At 67.4% G+C, this 19,692-nt stretch carries 18 protein-coding genes; 10 read left to right on the forward strand and 8 right to left on the reverse strand.

The features are described from left to right. Positions 1-33: 33 nt before the first annotated feature. Complete coding sequence (locus tag J4O73_RS09730) at positions 34-477, forward strand: cyclic nucleotide-binding domain-containing protein (protein WP_426216770.1); 444 nt, start codon at positions 34-36, stop codon at positions 475-477. A 32-nt stretch (positions 478-509) separates the two neighbouring features. Here the strand turns inward: J4O73_RS09730 and J4O73_RS09735 are convergent, their stop codons facing one another. Further along, complete coding sequence (locus tag J4O73_RS09735; RefSeq protein ID WP_426216772.1) at positions 510-953, reverse strand: VOC family protein; 444 nt, start codon at positions 951-953, stop codon at positions 510-512. Between the two features lie 113 nt (positions 954-1,066). Here J4O73_RS09735 and J4O73_RS09740 point away from each other — a divergent pair, with 113 nt between their 5' ends. Further along, complete coding sequence (locus J4O73_RS09740; protein ID WP_426216773.1) at positions 1,067-1,732, forward strand: L,D-transpeptidase; 666 nt, start codon at positions 1,067-1,069, stop codon at positions 1,730-1,732. Positions 1,733-1,840: 108 nt separating this feature from the next. On the opposite strand, the gene J4O73_RS09745 is transcribed toward J4O73_RS09740, so the two are convergent. Further along, positions 1,841-2,029: a hypothetical protein gene (locus tag J4O73_RS09745; protein WP_426216775.1), complete on the reverse strand. Its 189-nt coding sequence runs from the start codon at positions 2,027-2,029 to the stop codon at positions 1,841-1,843. A 153-nt stretch (positions 2,030-2,182) separates the two neighbouring features. Between J4O73_RS09745 and J4O73_RS09750 the strand changes: the two genes are divergently transcribed. Beyond that, complete coding sequence (locus J4O73_RS09750) at positions 2,183-2,695, forward strand: thermonuclease family protein (protein WP_426216776.1); 513 nt, start codon at positions 2,183-2,185, stop codon at positions 2,693-2,695. Positions 2,696-3,104: 409 nt separating this feature from the next. Here J4O73_RS09750 and J4O73_RS09755 read toward each other — a convergent pair whose 3' ends face one another. Beyond that, positions 3,105-4,013, reverse strand: a complete 909-nt coding sequence (locus tag J4O73_RS09755; RefSeq protein ID WP_426216778.1) for a LysR family transcriptional regulator — start codon at positions 4,011-4,013, stop codon at positions 3,105-3,107. Between the two features lie 138 nt (positions 4,014-4,151). Between J4O73_RS09755 and J4O73_RS09760 the strand changes: the two genes are divergently transcribed. From J4O73_RS09760 to J4O73_RS09785, 6 genes are all read left to right on the forward strand, one after another. Beyond that, the gene (locus tag J4O73_RS09760) at positions 4,152-5,666 is read left to right on the forward strand and encodes an ABC transporter substrate-binding protein (RefSeq protein ID WP_426216779.1); all 1,515 of its coding nucleotides are present in this window, start codon (positions 4,152-4,154) and stop codon (positions 5,664-5,666) included. Between the two features lie 13 nt (positions 5,667-5,679). Then, on the forward strand, positions 5,680-6,594 hold the full coding sequence (locus J4O73_RS09765) for an ABC transporter permease (protein ID WP_378967041.1): 915 nt from the start codon (positions 5,680-5,682) through the stop codon (positions 6,592-6,594). Beyond that, the gene (locus J4O73_RS09770) at positions 6,594-7,547 is read left to right on the forward strand and encodes an ABC transporter permease (RefSeq protein WP_426216780.1); all 954 of its coding nucleotides are present in this window, start codon (positions 6,594-6,596) and stop codon (positions 7,545-7,547) included. The genes J4O73_RS09765 and J4O73_RS09770 overlap by 1 nt, the downstream gene beginning before the upstream one ends. Positions 7,548-7,686: 139 nt before the next feature. Beyond that, entirely contained in the window at positions 7,687-9,108 is a 1,422-nt protein-coding gene (locus tag J4O73_RS09775; protein ID WP_426216782.1) for a M20 family metallopeptidase, read from the forward strand. Between the two features lie 2 nt (positions 9,109-9,110). Continuing rightward, positions 9,111-10,733 (forward strand): ABC transporter ATP-binding protein, encoded by a 1,623-nt coding sequence (locus J4O73_RS09780; protein ID WP_426216784.1) that lies wholly within the window; start codon positions 9,111-9,113, stop codon positions 10,731-10,733. A 163-nt stretch (positions 10,734-10,896) separates the two neighbouring features. Further along, positions 10,897-14,235, forward strand: a complete 3,339-nt coding sequence (locus J4O73_RS09785; RefSeq protein WP_426216786.1) for a PAS domain-containing protein — start codon at positions 10,897-10,899, stop codon at positions 14,233-14,235. A gap of 60 nt (positions 14,236-14,295) precedes the next feature. Here J4O73_RS09785 and J4O73_RS09790 read toward each other — a convergent pair whose 3' ends face one another. From J4O73_RS09790 to J4O73_RS09810, 5 genes are all read right to left on the reverse strand, one after another. Then, positions 14,296-14,604, reverse strand: coding sequence for a hypothetical protein (locus J4O73_RS09790; RefSeq protein WP_426216788.1), 309 nt, complete (start codon positions 14,602-14,604; stop codon positions 14,296-14,298). Then, complete coding sequence (locus J4O73_RS09795) at positions 14,601-14,903, reverse strand: EthD family reductase (protein WP_426216790.1); 303 nt, start codon at positions 14,901-14,903, stop codon at positions 14,601-14,603. The genes J4O73_RS09790 and J4O73_RS09795 overlap by 4 nt, the downstream gene beginning before the upstream one ends. A gap of 185 nt (positions 14,904-15,088) precedes the next feature. Further along, a complete protein-coding gene (locus J4O73_RS09800; protein WP_426216792.1) occupies positions 15,089-16,420 on the reverse strand; it encodes an NAD(P)/FAD-dependent oxidoreductase in 1,332 nt (443 codons plus the stop codon). 116 nt (positions 16,421-16,536) lie between these two features. Further along, a complete protein-coding gene (maiA, locus tag J4O73_RS09805) occupies positions 16,537-17,184 on the reverse strand; it encodes a maleylacetoacetate isomerase (protein ID WP_426216794.1) in 648 nt (215 codons plus the stop codon). Between the two features lie 96 nt (positions 17,185-17,280). After that, on the reverse strand, positions 17,281-18,144 hold the full coding sequence (locus tag J4O73_RS09810; protein WP_426216796.1) for an outer membrane protein: 864 nt from the start codon (positions 18,142-18,144) through the stop codon (positions 17,281-17,283). Positions 18,145-18,431: 287 nt separating this feature from the next. On the opposite strand from J4O73_RS09810, the gene tuf reads away from it, so the two are divergent. Further along, positions 18,432-19,622 (forward strand): elongation factor Tu, encoded by a 1,191-nt coding sequence (tuf, locus tag J4O73_RS09815; protein WP_426216798.1) that lies wholly within the window; start codon positions 18,432-18,434, stop codon positions 19,620-19,622. Positions 19,623-19,692 lie beyond the last annotated feature (70 nt).

Raw genomic sequence — 19,692 nt, forward strand, 5'->3', positions numbered from 1 at the left:
CGTCCGGTTGTCCTTCCGGTCGCGGAGCCCTGCATGACCCTCGACACCGAGGTTTCGTCCCTGCGGCAAGTCCCGCTGTTCCGGGAGGTGGAGCCCGCGCGGCTCAAGCTGCTCGCCTTCACCAGCGAGCGCGTGCATTTCGAGCCCGGCCAGAAGTTCTTCGCGCGGGGCGACGTCTCGGACGCCGCCTACGTCATCCTCGAAGGCAGCGCCGAGGTAAGCATCGACGGACCGGCCGGTCCCGTGCGCCTCGCGTTGCTCGGCGCCGATGCGCTCGTCGGCGAAATGGGCATCCTGGCCGATCAGCCCCGCTCGGCCACCATCACGGCGGAGACCGCCGTCACTGCGCTTCGCATCGACCGGGGCGTCTTCCTCGAATTGCTGGCGCAGTTCCCCCAGATCAGCATCGCCCTGATGCGGGTGCTGGCGACGCGTCTCGAACAGACGAACCAGGCCCTGGCGGAGAGCCGGGGCTGAGGCGGGGCTGGCGGGAGGCCGTCTCCCCCGCCTCATTCCGCCGGGTAGGTAATGAATTCGAGGAGCGATCCGTCGGGATCGCGGAAATAGACGCTCTGCCCGGCGCCCGCTGCGCCGTGGCGCTCGACGGGACCGAGTTCCACCGGTACGCCCAGAGCTTCGAGGTGAGCCATGGCCTCCTCGATCGTCCCCGACCAGCGGAAGCACAGGTCGCTGTTGCCGGGGAGCACCGGCTGCGCCGCGACCGGTACGGCGTTCACACCCGGCCCGTGGCAGTTCAGTTGAACGCCGCCGAAGCGATAGGCGAAGCCGGGGCCGCGCTCGATGATCTCGGCGCCGACAACGTCCCGATAGAAGGCGTTCGACCGGTCCCAGTCGCTGACGTGGATCACGCAATGGTCGAGATGGATCGCCGGTCGCAGGTCGAGCGGCGGCGCCTCGATGGTGTTTTCGGCCTCGATCTGGGTCTCGGGCATGGGCGCCTCCTGCCTGTAGGGACGATCTAGGGCGGAAGATGCGGCGCAAAAGCTACATCGGTGCGGACGAGATCGGGTTAGGCAAGCAAATCAAAGTTGCAGAAGGAAAGGTCATGGCCGCCACGCGCCCGAACGACCGTCACCGCATCAGGACGGCATGTCTGGCGTTGCTGGCTGCCCTGCCGCTCGGCGCCTGCCAGACCCGTCAGGCGCAACTCGCGCAGGACGATGACTCGGCTTGGTACATCGGCGCAAAGGCCGATAAGCCCTTCGACATTCCCCTGGTCGACACCGGCAGGCTCGATCCGAAATACCGTCGCCAGACGGTCGCCTATACCGGCCTGGAAGCGCCCGGCACCATCGTCGTCGACATCGATCAGCGGCAGCTCTACCTCGTGCAGGAGGGCGGCAGGGCCGAGCGTTACGGCGTGGGCGTCGGCAAAGCGGGCTTCTCGTGGAAGGGTGAGGCGCGCGTCGGCCGGAAGGGCGTTTGGCCGGATTGGAGCCCGACCCCGACCATGGTGTCGTTGCATCCCGATCTGCCGCGCACCCGCAAGGGCGGCCTCGATAACCCCCTCGGGGCGCGTGCCCTGTACCTCTATCAGGGCAATCGCGACATCCTGTTCCGCATCCACGGAACGAATGAGCCGTGGAGCATCGGCGAGCAGATGTCCTCCGGCTGCGTGCGCATGCTGAACGAGGATGTGGCCGACCTGTTCGAACGCGTGCCGGTGGGCACCCGCGTCATCGTCAAGCGCGGCGGTCGCGACCGCGTCTGATCACCCTCGAGCCGTATCCGACCTGATTGCATCAGGTCGGCGGTTCTAGCTCTTAGCTTTGACGCGCATTCTTGCGACGAACCGGCATCCGCTTCGTCGGAATGCGCTCTAGCTCGACGGACGGGCCGTGGCGCGTAGCGCGTCGGCCTGAGATCCGTCGCTGCCCAGCACCGTTGCCGCCGTAAGCCCGCCGCGCCGCCCGTCGTCCGGGTTCGGCGGGCCGATGACGTGCGAGGTGGCGACCATGAGAGCCAGGGTCGCGGCGAGGCCGTAGGCGAGGGTGGTGAGCGTTCGCATGCAACCTTAACGGGCCGCCCGTGGTGCCGTTCCCGCCGGGGCGACGCCATCTCGCCGTTAAGTCAACGTTTCGACAAAACCGCCACAAACATCGTCCACGGATTGTCGCTTCCGGCGTCAGCCCGACAAAGCAGTGTGGATCTGGACCTTTCGATGCGGAGATTTGTTCTCGCCCTCGCCCTCCTCGGTTGCGCCCCCTGTGCCGCGGAGACCCTTGCCGGTCCCGCCACCGTGGTGGACGGCGACACGCTCGAACTCCGCGGTGTCCGCGTCCACCTCTATGGCATCGACGCGCCGGAGGAGGGCCAGTTGTGCGAGACCGCCGCGGGCCGCTCCTATCCGTGCGGACACGAGGCGACCCGGCTGCTGCGCAAGCGGATCGGGGAGGGGCCGGTGACCTGCGAACCGCACAAGCTCGACGGCAAGGGACGGGCTCAGGCGACCTGCAAGGTCGGCGGTGAAGATCTGTCGGCTTTTCTCGTGAGCCAGGGTTATGCGCTCGCCAGCCGCTCAGTCTCGACGGCCTATGTCCGGCAGGAGGCGCGCGCCTGGGCGACCCGCAAGGGGATCTGGGCGGGCACTTTCGAGCCCCCCTCAGACTGGCGCCACGACCGGCTTCGTATGGAGGCGACGGCCGCGCCGGGTGTCGAGCGGGCGACGCGCTAGCGCCGTCTTCGACCACGTTGGCTCACGTACCTCCGTCTTTGCTTCGCTGTGCTCGCAAAGACGCCTGAGAATCCATCGACAGCGGCGGCTCAACTCGGTCGGATACGGCTCTCGCTTAGGGGAAACCCACCAGGACCACGGCCAGGATCAGGAGCATAAGGCCGCTTCCCATCAAAAGGAGCGCGGCCCGGCCCGTCTCATCCGTCCGGCGGCCCGTGCCCTCGCTCACCGGATCAATCCGGCGAGCATGGCGGTGCAGCCGAAGCAGAACGATACCAGGGCCGCCAGGAGCAGGGCCCGGTCGATCCGGCGCGATCGGGTGCCGTCGTATTCGTCTTCGAGCATCGTCCCGTACTCCGCGCGATCAGAGTGGGACGGGCATGTTTCCATCCTATGTCGAGGCATCACCTCAAGCCGACGTCTCCAGGGGCGGCGGCAGGGCTGCGCGAATGCGGCTGACGAACGACTGAACCGAGCGGGGCAGGCGCCGCCCGCGTAAGGATTGGATCTGGATACGCCGGGTCAGAGGCACCCGCGAGCGGATCGGCAGGCTCACGATCTCGTTGTGGCGCAGGGGCGTCTGCACCGGCAGGGCCGACATCAGCGCGAGGCCGCGCGAGCGGCGCACGAAGGGCAGCAGCGCCGAGAGGACGTTCGCCGTCAGCACCGGCTCGATCACGATTCCTTCCGCCTGGCACGCCGCGTCGAAGACGAGCCGCACGGTCGTGTCCCGCGTCGGCAGGGCGAGGGGGAAGTTCAACATGTCCGACAGCGAGAGGTCCTTTTCCTTCGCCAGCGGATGGTGGGGCGCGGCCAAGGCGATCATCTCGACCGTGCCGTCATAGAGCACATCCACCCCATCCACCGGTGCCATGGCGAAGGTGATGGCGATGTCCGCCTCACCCTGCGCGACGAGATGGGTCGCCTGGGCCGGGGGCAGCATCGTCACCTCGAAGCGGATGCCCGGATAGTCGGCATGGAAGTCCGCGATCACGGTGGGGATGATGTCCAGGGCGAAGCCCTCCGAGCAGGCCACCCTGACCCGGCCCCGTGCCAATCCCTCGATCTCGCGGATCTCCATCACGACCTGATCGGCCCGCACCAGCACCTGATGCGCGTGGCGAGCCAGAAGCTCGCCCGCCGGGCTGAGCGACATGCCGCGCGGCAGGCGCTCGAACAGCACGCAATCCAGCTCGGCTTCGAGGTTGGCGATCTGGCGGCTGATCGCCGAGGCGGCGACATTCAGGGTGGACGAGGCGGCCGCGATGGAGCCCGTGCGGGCAACCGTCAGGAAGTAGCGCAGGCTCGTGGTCTGCATTCCGGCTCCGTTGCCGATTCGGCAATGCTCCCTTCGCTAAATTGTACTTGTTGCGAAGGCTCCTGCACAACATGCTGGCAAGGTCAAAAAATCAGCAAACGAGACCGCCCCGAAACCCCAGTAGGGAAGCCGATTCGAATGCTCGTACGCACCCTCGCCGTCGCCTTTGCCACGAGCCTCGTGGTGGGACCCGCCTTCGCCGGTAAAGCGAACGACACGTTAGTCTACGCATCCGATTCGGAGCCAGAGAACGTCAGCCCCTACCATAACAACCTCCGCGAGGGTGTTATACTGGCGCGAAACTGCTGGGACACTCTGATCTACCGCAATACACAAACCGGCGCTTACGAGCCGATGCTCGCGACGAGCTGGAAATGGGTCGACGATACGACCCTCGATCTGGTGATCCGCGAGGGCGTTACCTTCCACAACGGTGATTCACTCAGTCCCGAAGATGTGGCCTTTACCTTCAACTACGTCCTGACGCCCGAAGCGCGCACCGTGACGCGCCAGAACGTGGACTGGATGAAGTCCGCCGAGGTGACGGGCCCGCATTCGGTCCGCATCCACCTCAAGCAACCTTTCCCGGCGGCCCTGGAATATCTTGCAGGCCCGACGCCAATCTTCCCGGCCGCCTATTTCAAGAAGGTCGGTCTCGATGGGTTCGCCAAGGCGCCCATCGGCAGCGGGCCCTACAAGATCACGGCGGTCGAGAACGGCCGTAGCGTGAAGATGGCGCGCTTCGACAAGTACTGGGACGGCAGCCCGCTGGGTAAGCCGAAGATCGGCAAGCTCGAATTCCGCATCATCCCCGATGGCGAGAGCCGGATGGCGGAGTTGATGACCGGCGGGGTCGATTGGATCTGGCGGGTGCCGAGCGATCAGGCCGACCAGCTCAAGGCCGCCCCGAACCTCACCGTGCTCAATGCCGAGACGATGCGGGTCGGCTTCCTCCAATTCGATACCCTCGGCCGGGCCAAGGAGAACTCGCCCCTCAAGGATGTGCGCGTCCGGCAGGCGATCTCCTACGCGGTCGATCGCAAGGCGATGGTCGACAACCTCGTCCGCGGCAATTCCCGTGTGATGAACTCGCTTTGCTATATCGAGCAGTTCGGCTGCACCGATCAGGGCGTCATGCGCTACCCCTACGATCCGGCCAAGGCCAAGGCGCTCCTGAAGGAAGCCGGCTACGCAAATGGTTTCGAGATCGATCTCGGCGCCTATCGCGAGCGGGACTATGCCGAGGCGGTGATCGGCTATCTGGGTGCGGTCGGCATCAAGGTGCGCCTGAATTACCTGCGCTATGCCGCGTTCCGCGACTCGCTGCGGGCGGGCAAGGTCTCCATCGGCTATCAGACCTGGGGCTCGTTCTCGGTGAACGACGTCTCCGCCTTCGACGGCGTCTATTTCCGCGGCGGCGAAGAGGATCTGACGAAGGATCCCGAGGTCATCGCCGATCTCCAGACGGGCGACACCTCCCTCGATCCCGAGAAGCGCAAGGCCGCCTATGCCAAGGCGCTGGCTCGGATCGCGTCGCAGGCCTACGCGCTGCCGATGTTCTCCTACGCGACCAACTACGCCTTCACCTCCGACCTGAACTTCACCGCCCAGCCCGACGAGGTTCCGCGCTTCTACGCGGCGTCGTGGAAGTAAGGGGGCGCGGACTATGATCGCCTTCACGATCCGGCGCATCCTCGTCGCCATCGCCGTCGCCTTCACGGTGGCGGTGGCGAGCTTCCTACTCCTCCACCTGTCCGGCGATCTCGCGACCTCCATCGCCGGTCCCGACGCATCGGGGCCGCAGATCGAGCAGATCCGCCGCGATTACGGGCTGGACCAGCCCCTGGTCACGCAGTTCCTGGCTTGGGGCTGGAAGGCGCTCCATCTCGATTTCGGCAACTCGTTCTACTTCCGCGAGCGGGTGATCGACCTGCTGGCCGCGCGGCTGCCGATCACGCTCTTCCTGGGTGTCATCGCGCTGGCGGTGGCGCTTCTGGTGGCGATCCCGCTGGGCGTGGTGGCGGCGGTGCGCCGCGATACCTGGATCGACCGGCTCGCGCTCTCGGTCTCGGTGCTGGGCCAAGCCATGCCCAGCTTCTGGTTCGGCCTGACGCTGATCCTGATCTTCTCCGTGAACCTTCGCTGGCTACCGGTCTCCGGCAACGCGACGTGGAAGCACTTCGTCCTGCCTGCCGTGGCGCTGGGCTACTACGCAATGCCCGCCGTAATGCGGCTCACGCGGAACGGGATGCTGGAAGTCCTGTCGTCCGACTACGTCCGCACGGCGCGAGCCAAGGGTTTGCCCCCGCGCAAGATTCTGATCCGGCACGCCCTGCGCAACGCCGTGATCCCGGTCATCGCGCTGGCGGCGGTGCAGTTCGGCTTCATGCTCGGCGGCTCCATCGTGATCGAGGCGGTGTTCTCCCTTCAAGGACTCGGGCAACTCGCCTGGGAATCCATCGCCCGCAACGACTTCCCCGTGGTCCAGGCGATCGTGCTGGTGCTGGCGATGATCTACATCGCCCTGACCCTGGCCGCCGACCTGCTGAACGCGCTCCTCGATCCGAGGCTTCGCCAGTGATGACCCTGCCCCGCGACTCCGCGGCCCTCGCCGCAGCCACCCTGCCGCAGGAACCGGAGGCGCAGGTCGCCCCGGTCCAGGCTCCCGCCGCCATCCACTCGCCTGGGGCCCTGGCCCTGCGCCGGGGCCTGCGCCACGGGGGATGCCTGATCGGCGGCGGCCTCCTCGCTCTCATCGTCCTGGCGGCGCTCACCGCGCCGCTCATCGCGCCGCACGACCCCTATGCCCAGGACGTGTCCCGGCGGCTGATCCCGCCGATCTGGCAGGCCAAGGGTACCTGGGACCACGTCCTCGGCACCGACAAGCTCGGGCGCGACTATCTCAGCCGCCTGCTCTACGGCAGTCAGATCTCTCTGCTGATCGGCATTTCGGCAGCCCTGATTTCCGGGATCATCGGCACCGTTCTGGGGGTCTGCGCCGGCTATTTCGGGGGCCGGATCGATGCGGTGGTCAGCTACATCGTCACCACCCGCCTCGCGCTTCCCGTCGTGCTGGTCGCGCTCGCCATGGCCTCCCTCGTGGGGGGCTCGCTGAAGGTCGTGGTGCTGGTGCTGGGCTTTCTGCTCTGGGACCGCTTCGCCGTGGTCGCCCGTGCGGCCACGCAACAGATCCGCAACCAGGATTTCATCAGCGCGGCCCGCGCCTCCGGTCTCACCTCCCTGCGGATCGTCCTGCAGGAGATCCTGCCGAACATCGCCAACGCGCTGATCGTGGTGGCGACGCTGGAGATGGCCCACGCGATCCTGCTCGAGGCCGCCCTGTCCTTCCTCGGCCTCGGCGTCCAGCCGCCGCTGCCCTCGTGGGGACTGATGATCGCGGAGGGCAAGCAGTACATGTTCTTCCAGCCCTGGGTGATCACCATCCCCGGCGTGGCGCTGCTCATCCTCGTGCTCGCCATCAACCTCCTGGGCGATGGCTTGCGCGATGTGACCGCCCCCGAGGCCCGGAACTGATGTTTCCACCACCGTCATCGCGAGCGTAGCGACGTGATCCAGGGACACGCCACGGTTTGAAACGTCCCACGGCCCTGGATTGCTTCGCTCCGCCCGCAAGGACGGGAGTGTCACGACCTTCGCCTTCCAGAGAAATCTCATGACGCGCGACGACGCCATTGCCAGGGCTACGGCCGATTTCGACGCGGGCGGTTACCTCAACCTCCTGCGCGAGGCGGTGGCGATGCCGACCGAAAGCCAGAAGCCCGGCCAGGACGAAGCCCTGCACGCTTACCTGACGCGCTTCCTGGACCCGCTCACCGAACGCCTCGGTTTCCAGGAGCGGCGGATCCTCCCCAACCCGGATGGCGTCCACGGCCCGCTCTTCATCGCTAGCCGCCAGGAGGGCGCGGACCTGCCGACCGTGCTGATCTACGGCCACGGCGACACGGTGCGGAACTACCCCGAGCAATGGCGCGAGGACCTCGACCCCCTGGCCGTGACGGTGGACGGCGACCGCTGGTACGGGCGCGGCACGGCGGACAACAAGGGTCAACACATCCTCAACCTCCTGGCCCTGGATCATGTGATCCGGTCACGGCAGGGCCGCCTCGGCTTCAACGTGAAGTTCCTCGTGGAGATGGGCGAGGAGTTGGGCTCGCCGGGCCTGCGCCCCTTCTGCCGCGAGCATGCCGAGGCGCTGGCGTCCGACGTGCTGATCGCGTCCGACGGGCCGCGCCTCAGTGCCGAGCGGCCGACCCTGTTCCTCGGCTCACGCGGCGCATTCAATTTCGAGCTGGCCGTCGAGCTGCGCGATGGCGGCCACCATTCCGGCAATTGGGGCGGCCTGCTGCGGAACCCCGGCACCGTGCTCGCCAGTGCCATCGCCTCGCTGGTCGATGCGCGGGGCACCATCCTCGTGCCGGGTCTGCGCCCGCCACCGATCCCGCCGGGCGTGCGCGCCGCCCTGGCTGACATCCGCGTCGGCACCGATCCGACCGCGCCGACCATCGATGAGGATTGGGGCGAGCCGGGCCTCTCCCCCGCCGAGCGGGTCTTCGGGTGGAACGCCCTCGAAGTGCTGGCCTTCCGCACCGGCGATCCGGACGGACCGGTCAACGCCGTGCCACCCCATGCCAAGGCGGTCCTGCAACTGCGTTTCGTCGTCGGCACGGAATGGCAGTCGCTGATCGACAACGTCCGCGCCCATCTCGACGCCCACGGCTTCCCCATGGTCGCGGTGCGCCCGGCCCGTGGGTCCGAAGTGTTCATGGCGACCCGCCTGCCGGTGGAGGATCCGTGGGTGACCTGGGCGCTCGGCTCGATCGAGGCGAGCAGCGGCAAGGCGCCCGCCCTGCTGCCCAATCTCGGCGGATCGCTGCCGAACGACGCCTTCTCCGAGATTCTGGGCCTGCCGACCCTGTGGGTGCCCCATTCCTATCCCGCCTGCCAGCAACACGCCCCGAACGAGCACCTGCTCGGCTCGCAGGCACGGGAATCGATGGCGATCATGGCGGGCCTGTTCTGGGATTTGGGCGAGGATGGGCCCGCCATCCTGCGCCGACGCACCGAGGGAGCCTGACCATGTCCGAGCCCGAACGGTCCTCCGCCATCGTCCGCATCCGCGATCTCACCATCGCCCTGCCGAAGGGGGCCGACCGGCCCTACGCCGTCGAAGGGCTGAACTTCGATCTGGAGGCGGGCAAGATCCTCTGCGTGGTGGGTGAATCGGGCTCGGGCAAGTCGATGAGCGCCTATGCGCTCACCGGCCTGTTGCCGCGCTCCCTGAAGGCCGCACGCGGCTCCATCACCTTCGAGGGTCGCGATCTCCTCACCCTCGGCGAGACGGAGTGGCGCGATCTCCGCGGACGCCGGGTGGCGATGATCTTCCAGGAGCCGATGACGGCCCTGAACCCCGTCATGCGCATCGGCGACCAGATCGCGGAGATGTACGAGGCGCATGGCCTGTTCACGAAGGCCGAGCGCCGGGAAAAGGTGGTGGCGCTCGCCACCGAGGTCGGCCTGCCGAACCCGCAGGAGATCGTGCGGGCCTATCCGCATCAATTGTCCGGCGGCCAGCGGCAGCGCGCGATGATCGCCATGGCGCTCGCCCTCGAACCTTCGGTGCTTGTGGCCGACGAGCCGACCACGGCCCTCGACGTGACCACTCAGGCGCAGATCCTGAAACTGATCCGCGAGTTGCAGCAGCGGCGCGGGATGAGCGTGATGTTCATCACCCACGATTTCGGCGTGGTGGCCGACATCGCCGACGAGGTCGCCGTGCTCCAGCGGGGCAGGCTGGTGGAGGCGGGGCCCGCCGCGCAGGTCCTGCATGATCCGCAGGCGCCCTACACCAAGAAGCTGCTCGCGGCCGTGCCGACGCTGAACCCACCGCAGCGCCAGCCCCTCGACGGCGCGCCCGTCGCCCTCTCGGTCAGCGGCTTGCGGAAGACCTATGTCACCAAGGCCCGCCTGTTCGGCCCGCCTCGCGTGGTCAATGCGGCCAATTCCGTCACCTTCGACGTGCGCCGGGGCGAAACCCTGGGGCTCGTGGGCGAGTCCGGTTCCGGCAAATCGACCACGGCGCGCCTCGCCATCCGTCTGATCGAACCCGACGGCGGCACGATCCGCGTCGGCGACCTCGACTATTCGGCCCTGAAGCCTGCCGACCTGCGCAGCGAGCGCCGCCGGATCCAGATGATCTTCCAGGATCCCTTCGCCTCGTTGAATCCGCGCCGCACGGTCGGCCAGATCATCACCGCCGGGCCTATTGCCCATGGCGTGCCCGGGAAGCAGGCCCGCGCCAAGGCCGAGGAACTGCTCGCCCTGGTCGGGCTCGATCCCACGGCCTACGACCGCTACCCCAACGCCTTCTCCGGCGGCCAACGCCAGCGCGTCGGCATTGCCCGCGCCCTCGCGATGGAGCCGGACGTGCTCGTCGCGGACGAGGCTGTCTCGGCCCTCGACGTGTCGGTGCAGGCGCAGGTTCTGGACCTTCTGGAGGATCTGAAGAAGCGACTGTCGCTCGCGATGCTGTTCATCACCCACGATCTGCGCGTCGCCGCGACGATCTGCGACCGGATCGCGGTGATGCATCGCGGCGCGGTGGTCGAGATGCGCCCTACGGCAGAACTCTTCGCCTCGCCGCAGCACGATTACACCCGTAACCTCCTGGCGGCGGTGCCGGGGGCGCAGGCGGCGGAGTAGCCCGGCGTGGCAGTACCTGTCGTTCGCCAAGCCTAAGCAATTTCCCTCGACCGTGCCGCTGTCGTCCTTCCGTCTTGTGCGGCGGGCCGATATTGAGGACCGGCGTAGCCGTACTGCATAGCACGCGGTGGAAGTCTGGCGGGGACAGGGTAGGTCGCAGCCCATGAGGCACGACGTCGAACAACGTCCCGGCGAGAGCGACGTCATCCCCGCGCGCGATGAGGCCGCGCGGGTCGAGGCGATGGCTGCGCTCGGGCTTCTCGGCACCGCGCCGGAACCGCATTTCGAGGCGGTCTGCCGGGTGGCCAAGCGCATCTTCGGCGTCGCGGGCTCCTTCGTCGCGCTGATGGGCGACGAGAAGGTCTGGCTGAAGACCCCCTGCGAGTTGATCCCCACCACCGCGCCACGGCGGCAGACCTTTTGCCATTTCACTGTCGAGAAGGGTGTGCCCATCGTCGCCCGCGACACCTGGGAGCATCCCGATTTCAAGGATCTCGCTGGAGTCAGGGGCGAGCGCGGCATCCGCTTCTACGCCGGCATCCCGCTCGCCCTCGAGCCCGGATTGCCTGTCGGCACCTTCTGCCTCGTCGATACGCAGCCGCGTGACTTCACCGAGGACGAGGAAGCCATTTTCTCCGATCTCGCGGAAACGGTGATCGCGCATCTCCGGCTCGCTCTGGTCAAGGCCGAGCGCGCCAAGGTCGATGCAGTGGTGGAGGAGCGCGAAGCCGTCATCCTCAAGCAGAATGGCGAGATCGAACTGCGCGCCCGCGCCCAGGAGAGCGCCGACGCGCAGTTGATGATGGCCGAATGGCTCGCCTCCATCGGCACTTGGAACCTGATCCTGGCGGAAAAACGGGTCGCGTGGTCGCCGGGCCTCTACCGGATCTGCGGGCTCGACCCCGCGGAGTCGCCGCCCGACTTCGAGCGGCTGGCGAGCCTTTACCATCCGGACGACCGCGATCGCGTGAGGGCGCTGGTGCGGGAGACCCTCTCCTCCGGCGGCTCCTTCGCCTACGAGGCGCGGATCCTTCGGCCGGACGCGACCCTGCGCGACGTGGTGGTCCGCGGCGTGGCGCAGACCGATCCCGGCGGGACGGTCACGGGTCTGGTCGGCGTTCTCATCGACGTCACCGAGATGCGCCGGGTGCAGGATGCGGTCCGCCGCAGCGATGTGCGCTATCGCGGGCTTGCGGAGAGCCTGCCGCTCCTTGTCTGGACGATGCGGGTCAGCGACGGCGAGGCGACTTACCTCAACGCGCAGTTCCGTACCTATTACGGCCCCATCGGCGCGAGCCGGGCGGAGCGCCTGTCGCGCAACCATCCGGACGACGCCAGCGCCATGGAGGCCGCCTGGACCAAGGGGCTCGCCAGCGGCGTCGGCTATTCCGGCCAGTGGCGGATCCGCCGTCATGACGGCGTGTACCGCTGGCACCAGATCTCGATCTCGCCGATCCTGCTCGATGCCAATGGCGACATCCTCGAATGGCTCGGCACGGCGCTCGATGTCGATGACATCGTCACCGCGCGCATCGCCATGGAGGATGCGCGCCAACTGCTCGGCCTCGCCCTGGAGGCGGCGGGGGCGGGCACCTGGGATTGGGACATGCAGACCGGCGTGGTCTCCCTCGATCCCGCCAGTGCGCGGATGCATGGCCTCGATTGTCCGGCGAACGGGCCGCGCCTCCTGAGCGCCGCGACCTGGACGGGCCTGCTCAATCCCGACGATGCCGCCGATGCCTGGAACGAGGTGCGCCGGTCGATCGATTCGCGCAGCACCTACGCCGCGCAGTTCCGTGTCGGCGACCGCTGGATCTACGGGCGCGGACGCACGGTGTTCGGTGCCGACGACCGGCCGGTCCGCATGGTCGGCCTGCATCTCGACATCACCGATTCCAAGGCGACCGAGGCGGCCCTTCGCTCGGCCAACCACGATGCCGAGACGGCGCGGGCCGAAGCCGAGCGGGCAAGCGCGGCCAAGAGCAACTTCCTCGCGGCCATGAGCCACGAGATCCGCACGCCGCTCAACAGCATCATCGGCTATGCCGACCTGCTGCTCGAAGGTGACACGATCCACGGCGAGGATCGCCGCCGTCTTTCCCTCATCCAGAATTCCGGCGCGGCCCTGCTGACGGTGGTCAACGACGTGCTCGACTTCTCGAAGGTCAATGCGGGCGAGCTGACCCTCGAATCCCTGTCCTTCCCCCTCCTCGGCATGATCGACGCGGCGATCTCCATCGTGCGCGGGAGCGCCCTGAAAAGCGGGCTCGCCATCAATATCGATCTCGATCCCGCGCTGCCCCGGTTCGTCGTGGGCGATTCGGGACGGCTGCGGCAGGTTCTGCTCAACCTCCTGAACAATGCGGTGAAGTTCACGCCGGAGGGCTCCGTGACGCTCAGTGTCCGGAGCGAAGGCGAGGGGACCGTGTCCGGCGGCGGGACGGGCGAGGCGCTGCGTTTCTCGATCACCGATACGGGAATCGGCATCGCGCCGGCCGATCAGGTCCGCCTGTTCCGCCGGTTCAGTCAGGTCGACGATTCGATCAGCCGCCGCTTCGGCGGCACCGGCCTCGGGCTGGCCATCTCGCATCAGCTCGTGGAGCTGATGGGCGGGACGATCGGGGTCACGAGCCGCGAGGGCGTGGGCTCGACCTTCTGGTTCACCCTCGTGCTGCAACGGGGCGACGAGCCGAGCCACGAAAACACCCAGGCGAAAGCCGAGCCCATGACGGCCGGGGCGCAGCCCGGGCTTCGGCTTCTGCTCGCCGAGGATGTCGCGATCAACCGTGAACTCGCCTGTGCCGTCCTTGAAGCCCAGGGCTACGAGGTGGCGGTCGCGGTCGATGGGGAGGAGGCCGTCACGGCGGTCGAGTCGGCCTTCGCCGCAGGACACGGTTTCGATCTCGTCCTCATGGACGTGCAGATGCCGGGGGTCGATGGGCTCGCGGCCACGCGGCGGATCCGCAATCTCGCCGGGCCCGCGCGCGATGTACCGATCGTGGCGATGACGGCCAACGTCCTGCCCGAACAGGTCGAGGATCTGATCCGCGCCGGGATGGACGATCACGTCGGCAAGCCGTTCAAGCGGCAGGATCTGTTCGCCACCATCGGGCGCTGGACCGAGCCCGGTGCGCGCCAGCACCATGCCCGGCCGGTGCCGAGCGCCCCGCCCAAGGTCGATCCGCAGATCCTCGACGCAGACGTGCTCGACGGGATGCGCCTGCGCTTCGGTCCGGAGCGCGTCGACGGCCTGCTGGATATGCTGGCGGGGGAGTTGTCGCAGCGTTTTCGCACGGCGGCGAACGACCGGAGCGAAATTGCCCATGACGCCCACGCCATGGTTTCGGCGGCGGGCATGTTGGGCTTTGCCGGGCTGTCGGAACTCTGCCGCGAGTTGGAAGCCGCCGCCCATGCCGGCGGGGATCTCTCCCCGCTGATCCGGCGGCTCGAGGTTCAACGATCCAAGGCGCTCAGGGCCATCCGGACGATCCGCGCCGCGTGAGCCCGGAAGATCCCACCGTCGTCCGTGCATCGCTTACGCTCGCAAGAACGACGGTGCGGTTCAGCCTGCCTCGGCTTCGTCCTCGATCGGATCGCTCGTCCACGCCGTCGCGAAGGCCGCGAGTTCGCGGGAATCGGCGAAGGCGGCGACGCTGAGCGTCCGCGGGGTCGGCGTGCCGCCCGGATAGGGGCTCAGCATCACCGGCACCTGAACCAGCTTGGCTCCCGGCGCCTTGGCGTCGATCCAGGCCTGCGCCTCCGGCGTGAAACGGTCCGGCGCCGCCAGAGCCCGCGCGTCGCCGCGCAGGACCAGCACGTAGGTGCCAAGGGAGGGATCAGCCTCCTTTACGGCCTCGATGACATCGATCATGCGAACTCGTTCAGCTGCACCTGCGCCTGGGCCTCGGTGAAGTTGGGGATGTCGGCGAAGATCTCGGCGCCGTGGGCGGCGGCGGCCGTGGCGAAGGCGTCGGCCGATTCGAACTTGAGCAGGGCCATCACTTGGAACGGAGCCTGCCCGCCGTCCGGCGTGCTCGTGCCGGTGACGACGGTGGCTTCGTGCAGGCCCATGCCGGACCAGCGCTCGCGCACGAGCGGCATGTGAGTGTTCAGGTAGTAGCCCATGTCGAACTTCGGCCCGGCCGGGTACATCACGGTGATGAGGATCATGGCGTTCTCCCTTGTGCTTGGAGGAGCTTCTTTGTTCTCCCGCAACTCAGGATGAGGCGGGGAGGGGATTCACCGTGTCGATCTAGAGCGCTTTCCGACGAAGTGGTCGCCGGTTCGTCGAAAGAAAGCGCCTTGCAATAAGGACCTCGCGCCACCGGTCTCGCGCAGTCATGTCGGATACGGCTCTAGTGGAGCTTGACCCGTGAGACGGTGCGCCGGGTGAGCGCACGGGCCATCGCATCGATCGTGGTCTTGATCGTCCCGTGCAGGGCGCGCTCATGCATCTTGTACAGCGAGCGGTACATCATCCGCGCGAACAGGCCGACGATCAGCATGTTCTGGCCGCGGATGAAGCCCATCAGGCTTCCCACCGTGGAGTAATGGCCCAACGACACGAGCGAGCCGAAATCCCGGTACTTGAACGGCTTGAGCGGCTTGCCGGCGATCTTGGCCTCGATCTGCCCGACGAGGTGGGTCGCCTGCTGATGCGCCGCCTGCGCGCGCGGCGGAATCGGCCGATCGGAACCCGCCTCCACGAGATAGGCGCAATCTCCCATCGCGAAGATGTCGGGGTCGCGGGTGGTCTGAAGGGTCGGCGTCACCACCAGTTGGTTGGTACGCGTGGTCTCCAGCCCACCGATATTCTGGAGGAAGGGCGGAGCCTTCACCCCCGCCGCCCAGACGACGAGTTCCGAGGGCAGGAAGGTGCCGTCCGCCAAGGCGACGCCGTCGGCTCGCACTTCCGTCACCCGCGCCTTCAGGCGCACATCCACGCCGATTCCGCGCAGCAGCTGCATGACCTCGGCCGAAAGGCGCTCGGGCACCGCCGGGAGCACCCGGTCGGCGGCCTCGACGAGGGTGATGCGGATGTCCTTGTCCGGATCGATCTTGTCGAGACCCGTGGCCACCACGTGGCGCAGGGTGCGGTGGAGTTCGGCGGCGAGTTCGGTGCCGGTGGCGCCCGCGCCGATGACCGTGACGTGCAGCTGGCCGGGCCGCACCGGTCCATCCTGCGTGTGCGCCCGCAGGCTCGCATTCACGAGGCGCTGGTGGAAACGCACCGCCTGCTCCTGCGTGTCGAGGGCGATGGCGTGCTCGGCGACGCCGGGCGTCCCGAAATCGTTGGTGGTGGAGCCCACCGCGATCACCAGCGTGTCGTAGGTGACCTTACGCTCGGGCGTGACCTGCCGACCCTCGGCATCGAAGCTCGGCGCCAGGGTGATCTCTCGCGCCTCCCGATCGAGGCCGGTCATCTGGCCGATCCGGTATCGGAAATGGTGCTGGTGCGCGTGGTGGAGATAATCGACCGCGTGGTGGCCGACATCGAGGCTCCCGGCGGCGACCTCGTGCAGCAGCGGCTTCCAGATATGGGTCCGGGCACGGTCGACGAGAGCGACCTCGGCCTGGTTCTTCTTTCCGAGGCGATCGCCGAGCTTGGTCACCAACTGAAGGCCGGCGGCACCGCCGCCGACGACGACGATACGATGAGGACCGGACGCGCTTGCCGTTGAACCCATGGATGCCTCGGAGATCACGGCGCGGGATGTCCACGCCGCCGACTGGGATGTTGAATAGACCGGCGCGACGAGAGTTTGCCAGTTATTCCCTCATTTCGCCGTGCCGCGTTGTCACGTCAGCCCTGCGGAGCGCCCGGCTGGCGCAGGGGATGCGCCTCCGCGAAGGCCGGGATGGCGAGGCAGGTTTCGGCGATCCGCTTCACGGTCGGGAAGGGGGCTGTGTCCACAGCGAAGATGCCCGTGCCGACCCAGAGGCTCACGAGGCACAGGTCGGCATGGCTCACGGCATCGCCCTGGCAGAAGCGACCCGTCCCGGCCTCCGTTGTGAGCCGCTTCTCCAGCGTCGTCAGACCGCTCGTGAAGGCGTGGCGCACGAAGGTCATCATGCGATCCTTCGGCAGAGCATACTCTTCCATCAGGAAGTTGCGCACGCGCGGCACGTAAAGCGGGTGGGTGTCGCAGGCGACGAGTTGCGCCAGCGAGCGCGCCCGGGCTCGCTCACGGGCATCCTCCGGCAGGAGGCGCTGGCCGCACTTCGTCTCCTCCAGGTAGTCGAGGATGGCGAGGGATTGGGTGAGCGGCGGCCCGTCGCCGTCGAATAGCGCGGGTACGGCGCCCTGGGGGTTGATCGCGCGGAAATCCGGCTTGTGCTGGTCGCCCGCATCGAGGTCGATGAAGGTTTCCTCGTAGGCGATGCCCTTGAGCTTCAGAGCGATTCGCACCCGGAAGGCGGCGGCCGACCGCCAGTTGCCGTACATGTGCATGCGACGCGCCTTCCCCCCTGTTCACGCGAAAAGGGGCGGGCGCCGTGTCCGGCACCCGCCCCCCTGTCGGCCGGGGATCGCTCCCCGCCCGTGATCCTAGAAGCCGCCGAACTTGTAGTTGAAGCCGGCGCGGACGACGTTGCCCTCGGTCTTGAAGCGCGAGAGGTAGGCGCCGGTGCCGACGCCCGGGATGGCGTTGACCAGCACGTTCTGCGAGCCGAGGTCGTAGTGGATGTACTCGGCCTTGATGGTGATGGCGTCGTACTTGATGCCGAGGTAGCGGCCGACGGCGAAGGTGTTCAGGAAGCTGTCGGTCGGGAGGGCGAACTCGATGCCGCCGCCGTAGGCGTAGCCGATCTTGAAGTCGTCGTAGCGGCCCGCGAACTGCAGGGTGCCGGCCGGGTTGTAGAAGTTCACGTCGTGGAAGACGTTGCCGTAGGCGAGACCGCCGGTCCCGTACACGAGGAACCGGTCGAAGGCGTAGCCGACGCGGCCGGTGAGGGTGCCGAGCCAGTCGAGGCTCTGACGGTACTGGCTCGGGTTCGGGAGAACGCCGCCGGCGAGCGGAGCGCCGAGGATGAAGCGGTTCTTGGTGATGTCCGTCCAGTCGATGCTGTTCGCGACACCGACCACGATGCCCGAGCCCGGCGTGAACTGGTAGTTGTAGCCAGCGGTGCCGCCGATGTTGGCGATGCCGTCCTGCGAGGTCGTCACGAGACCCGGGCGGCGACCGGCCTGCACGTTGCCGGCGGTCACGGCGGTCAGGCCGGTGGTGGTGATGCGCTGGTTGTCGGTGAAGGTGTAGGCCGACTCGAGACCGGCGTAGAAGCCCGTCCAGGTGAAGACCGGGACCGGCGTGAAGACCGGCGGCGGCGCGGCGCGACGCGGAAGGTCGGCGGCGCTGGCGGCGGTGGCGATGAGCGCCGACGCTGCGGTGGCGAGAAGGACTTTCTTGATCATAAGGGCGAGACCCGGAGTTTGTTTTGGCTTGCTCTAAGGCCAAGTTAAACGCCAAGCCGCGAGGCGCCTATGCCTTTGAGGACACAGTAGCGTCCAAAGCGAAGCTGTTCCGGGCCCCGCGCGCCGGGTCCGGCGACCGCCCAGCGGAATAAGATGAATTCGGCGATACCCTTGATCCGCGCGGCATGACCCTCTAAGCGGTCGGCGCTTTTAGGCCCCGTCGAGCGTCGGGGCGGCCGAGCAGGATCCGGGGCGCCCCCGCTGCCCCCGCCGCAGGAACGGGAATCATGGGCAAGGAAAAGTTCTCTCGCACCAAGCCGCACTGCAACATTGGGACGATTGGTCACGTCGACCATGGCAAGACGTCTCTGACGGCGGCGATCACGAAGGTTCTGGCGGAGTCTGGCGGCGCGACGTTCACGGCGTACGACCAGATTGACAAGGCTCCTGAGGAGAAGGCGCGCGGGATCACGATCTCGACGGCGCACGTGGAGTACGAGACGACGAACCGTCACTACGCGCACGTCGATTGCCCCGGCCACGCCGACTACGTGAAGAACATGATCACGGGCGCGGCGCAGATGGACGGCGCGATCCTGGTGGTGTCGGCGGCCGACGGCCCGATGCCGCAGACCCGCGAGCACATCCTTCTGGCGCGTCAGGTCGGCGTTCCGGCGCTGGTGGTGTTCCTGAACAAGTGCGACATGGTCGATGACGAGGAGCTCCTTGAGCTCGTCGAGCTCGAGGTGCGCGAGCTTCTGTCGAAGTACGACTTCCCCGGCGACGACATCCCGATCACCAAGGGCTCGGCCCTGATGGCGCTCGAGGACAAGGAGCCGAAGATCGGCAAGGAAGCCGTCCTGAAGCTGATGGAGAGCGTGGACAGCTACATCCCGCAGCCGGAGCGTCCGATCGACCTTCCGTTCCTGATGCCGATCGAGGACGTGTTCTCGATCTCGGGCCGCGGTACGGTGGTGACGGGCCGCGTCGAGCGCGGGATCATCAAGGTCGGTGAGGAAGTCGAGATCGTGGGCATCCGGCCGACGACGAAGACGACGGTGACCGGCGTCGAGATGTTCCGCAAGCTTCTGGACCAGGGCCAGGCGGGCGACAACGTGGGCGTGCTGCTGCGCGGCACGAAGCGCGAGGACGTGGAGCGCGGCCAGGTCGTGTGCAAGCCGGGTTCGGTGAAGCCGCACTCGAAGTTCAAGGCCGAGGCGTACATCCTGACGAAGGAGGAGGGCGGTCGCCACACGCCGTTCTTCACGAACTACCGTCCGCAGTTCTACTTCCGCACGACGGACGTGACCGGCGTGTGCACGCTGCCCGAGGGCACCGAGATGGTGATGCCGGGCGACAGCGTGACCATGGACGTGGTGCTGATCGTGCCGGTGGCCATGGAAGAGAAGCTGCGCTTCGCCATCCGCGAAGGCGGACGGACCGTCGGCGCCGGCGTCGTCGCCGCCATCAACGACTGATCGCTTCAGTCGGCAGGTGTGGAAAGGCCGGCCTCGTGCCGGCCTTTTCCTTTTTCGGGCTCCGGAAGGC

The organism is Methylobacterium sp. NFXW15 (assembly GCF_049887755.1).
Lineage (GTDB): Bacteria > Pseudomonadota > Alphaproteobacteria > Rhizobiales > Beijerinckiaceae > Methylobacterium.

Excerpts from the sequence above, each read along its gene's own strand:
- J4O73_RS09795 (WP_426216790.1), bottom strand. The coding sequence starts at position 14,903 with ATGATCCTCATCACCGTGATGTACCCGGCCGGGCCGAAGTTCGACATG.
- J4O73_RS09780 (WP_426216784.1), top strand. The coding sequence starts at position 9,111 with ATGTCCGAGCCCGAACGGTCCTCCGCCATCGTCCGCATCCGCGATCTC.
- tuf (WP_426216798.1), top strand. The coding sequence starts at position 18,432 with ATGGGCAAGGAAAAGTTCTCTCGCACCAAGCCGCACTGCAACATTGGG.
- J4O73_RS09775 (WP_426216782.1), top strand. The coding sequence starts at position 7,687 with ATGACGCGCGACGACGCCATTGCCAGGGCTACGGCCGATTTCGACGCG.
- J4O73_RS09740 (WP_426216773.1), top strand. The coding sequence starts at position 1,067 with ATGGCCGCCACGCGCCCGAACGACCGTCACCGCATCAGGACGGCATGT.
- J4O73_RS09750 (WP_426216776.1), top strand. The coding sequence starts at position 2,183 with ATGCGGAGATTTGTTCTCGCCCTCGCCCTCCTCGGTTGCGCCCCCTGT.
- J4O73_RS09800 (WP_426216792.1), bottom strand. The coding sequence starts at position 16,420 with ATGGGTTCAACGGCAAGCGCGTCCGGTCCTCATCGTATCGTCGTCGTC.
- J4O73_RS09760 (WP_426216779.1), top strand. The coding sequence starts at position 4,152 with ATGCTCGTACGCACCCTCGCCGTCGCCTTTGCCACGAGCCTCGTGGTG.
- J4O73_RS09790 (WP_426216788.1), bottom strand. The coding sequence starts at position 14,604 with ATGATCGATGTCATCGAGGCCGTAAAGGAGGCTGATCCCTCCCTTGGC.
- J4O73_RS09810 (WP_426216796.1), bottom strand. The coding sequence starts at position 18,144 with ATGATCAAGAAAGTCCTTCTCGCCACCGCAGCGTCGGCGCTCATCGCC.
- J4O73_RS09755 (WP_426216778.1), bottom strand. The coding sequence starts at position 4,013 with ATGCAGACCACGAGCCTGCGCTACTTCCTGACGGTTGCCCGCACGGGC.
- J4O73_RS09730 (WP_426216770.1), top strand. The coding sequence starts at position 34 with ATGACCCTCGACACCGAGGTTTCGTCCCTGCGGCAAGTCCCGCTGTTC.
- J4O73_RS09765 (WP_378967041.1), top strand. The coding sequence starts at position 5,680 with ATGATCGCCTTCACGATCCGGCGCATCCTCGTCGCCATCGCCGTCGCC.
- J4O73_RS09745 (WP_426216775.1), bottom strand. The coding sequence starts at position 2,029 with ATGCGAACGCTCACCACCCTCGCCTACGGCCTCGCCGCGACCCTGGCT.
- J4O73_RS09735 (WP_426216772.1), bottom strand. The coding sequence starts at position 953 with ATGCCCGAGACCCAGATCGAGGCCGAAAACACCATCGAGGCGCCGCCG.
- J4O73_RS09770 (WP_426216780.1), top strand. The coding sequence starts at position 6,594 with ATGACCCTGCCCCGCGACTCCGCGGCCCTCGCCGCAGCCACCCTGCCG.
- J4O73_RS09785 (WP_426216786.1), top strand. The coding sequence starts at position 10,897 with ATGAGGCACGACGTCGAACAACGTCCCGGCGAGAGCGACGTCATCCCC.
- maiA (WP_426216794.1), bottom strand. The coding sequence starts at position 17,184 with ATGCACATGTACGGCAACTGGCGGTCGGCCGCCGCCTTCCGGGTGCGA.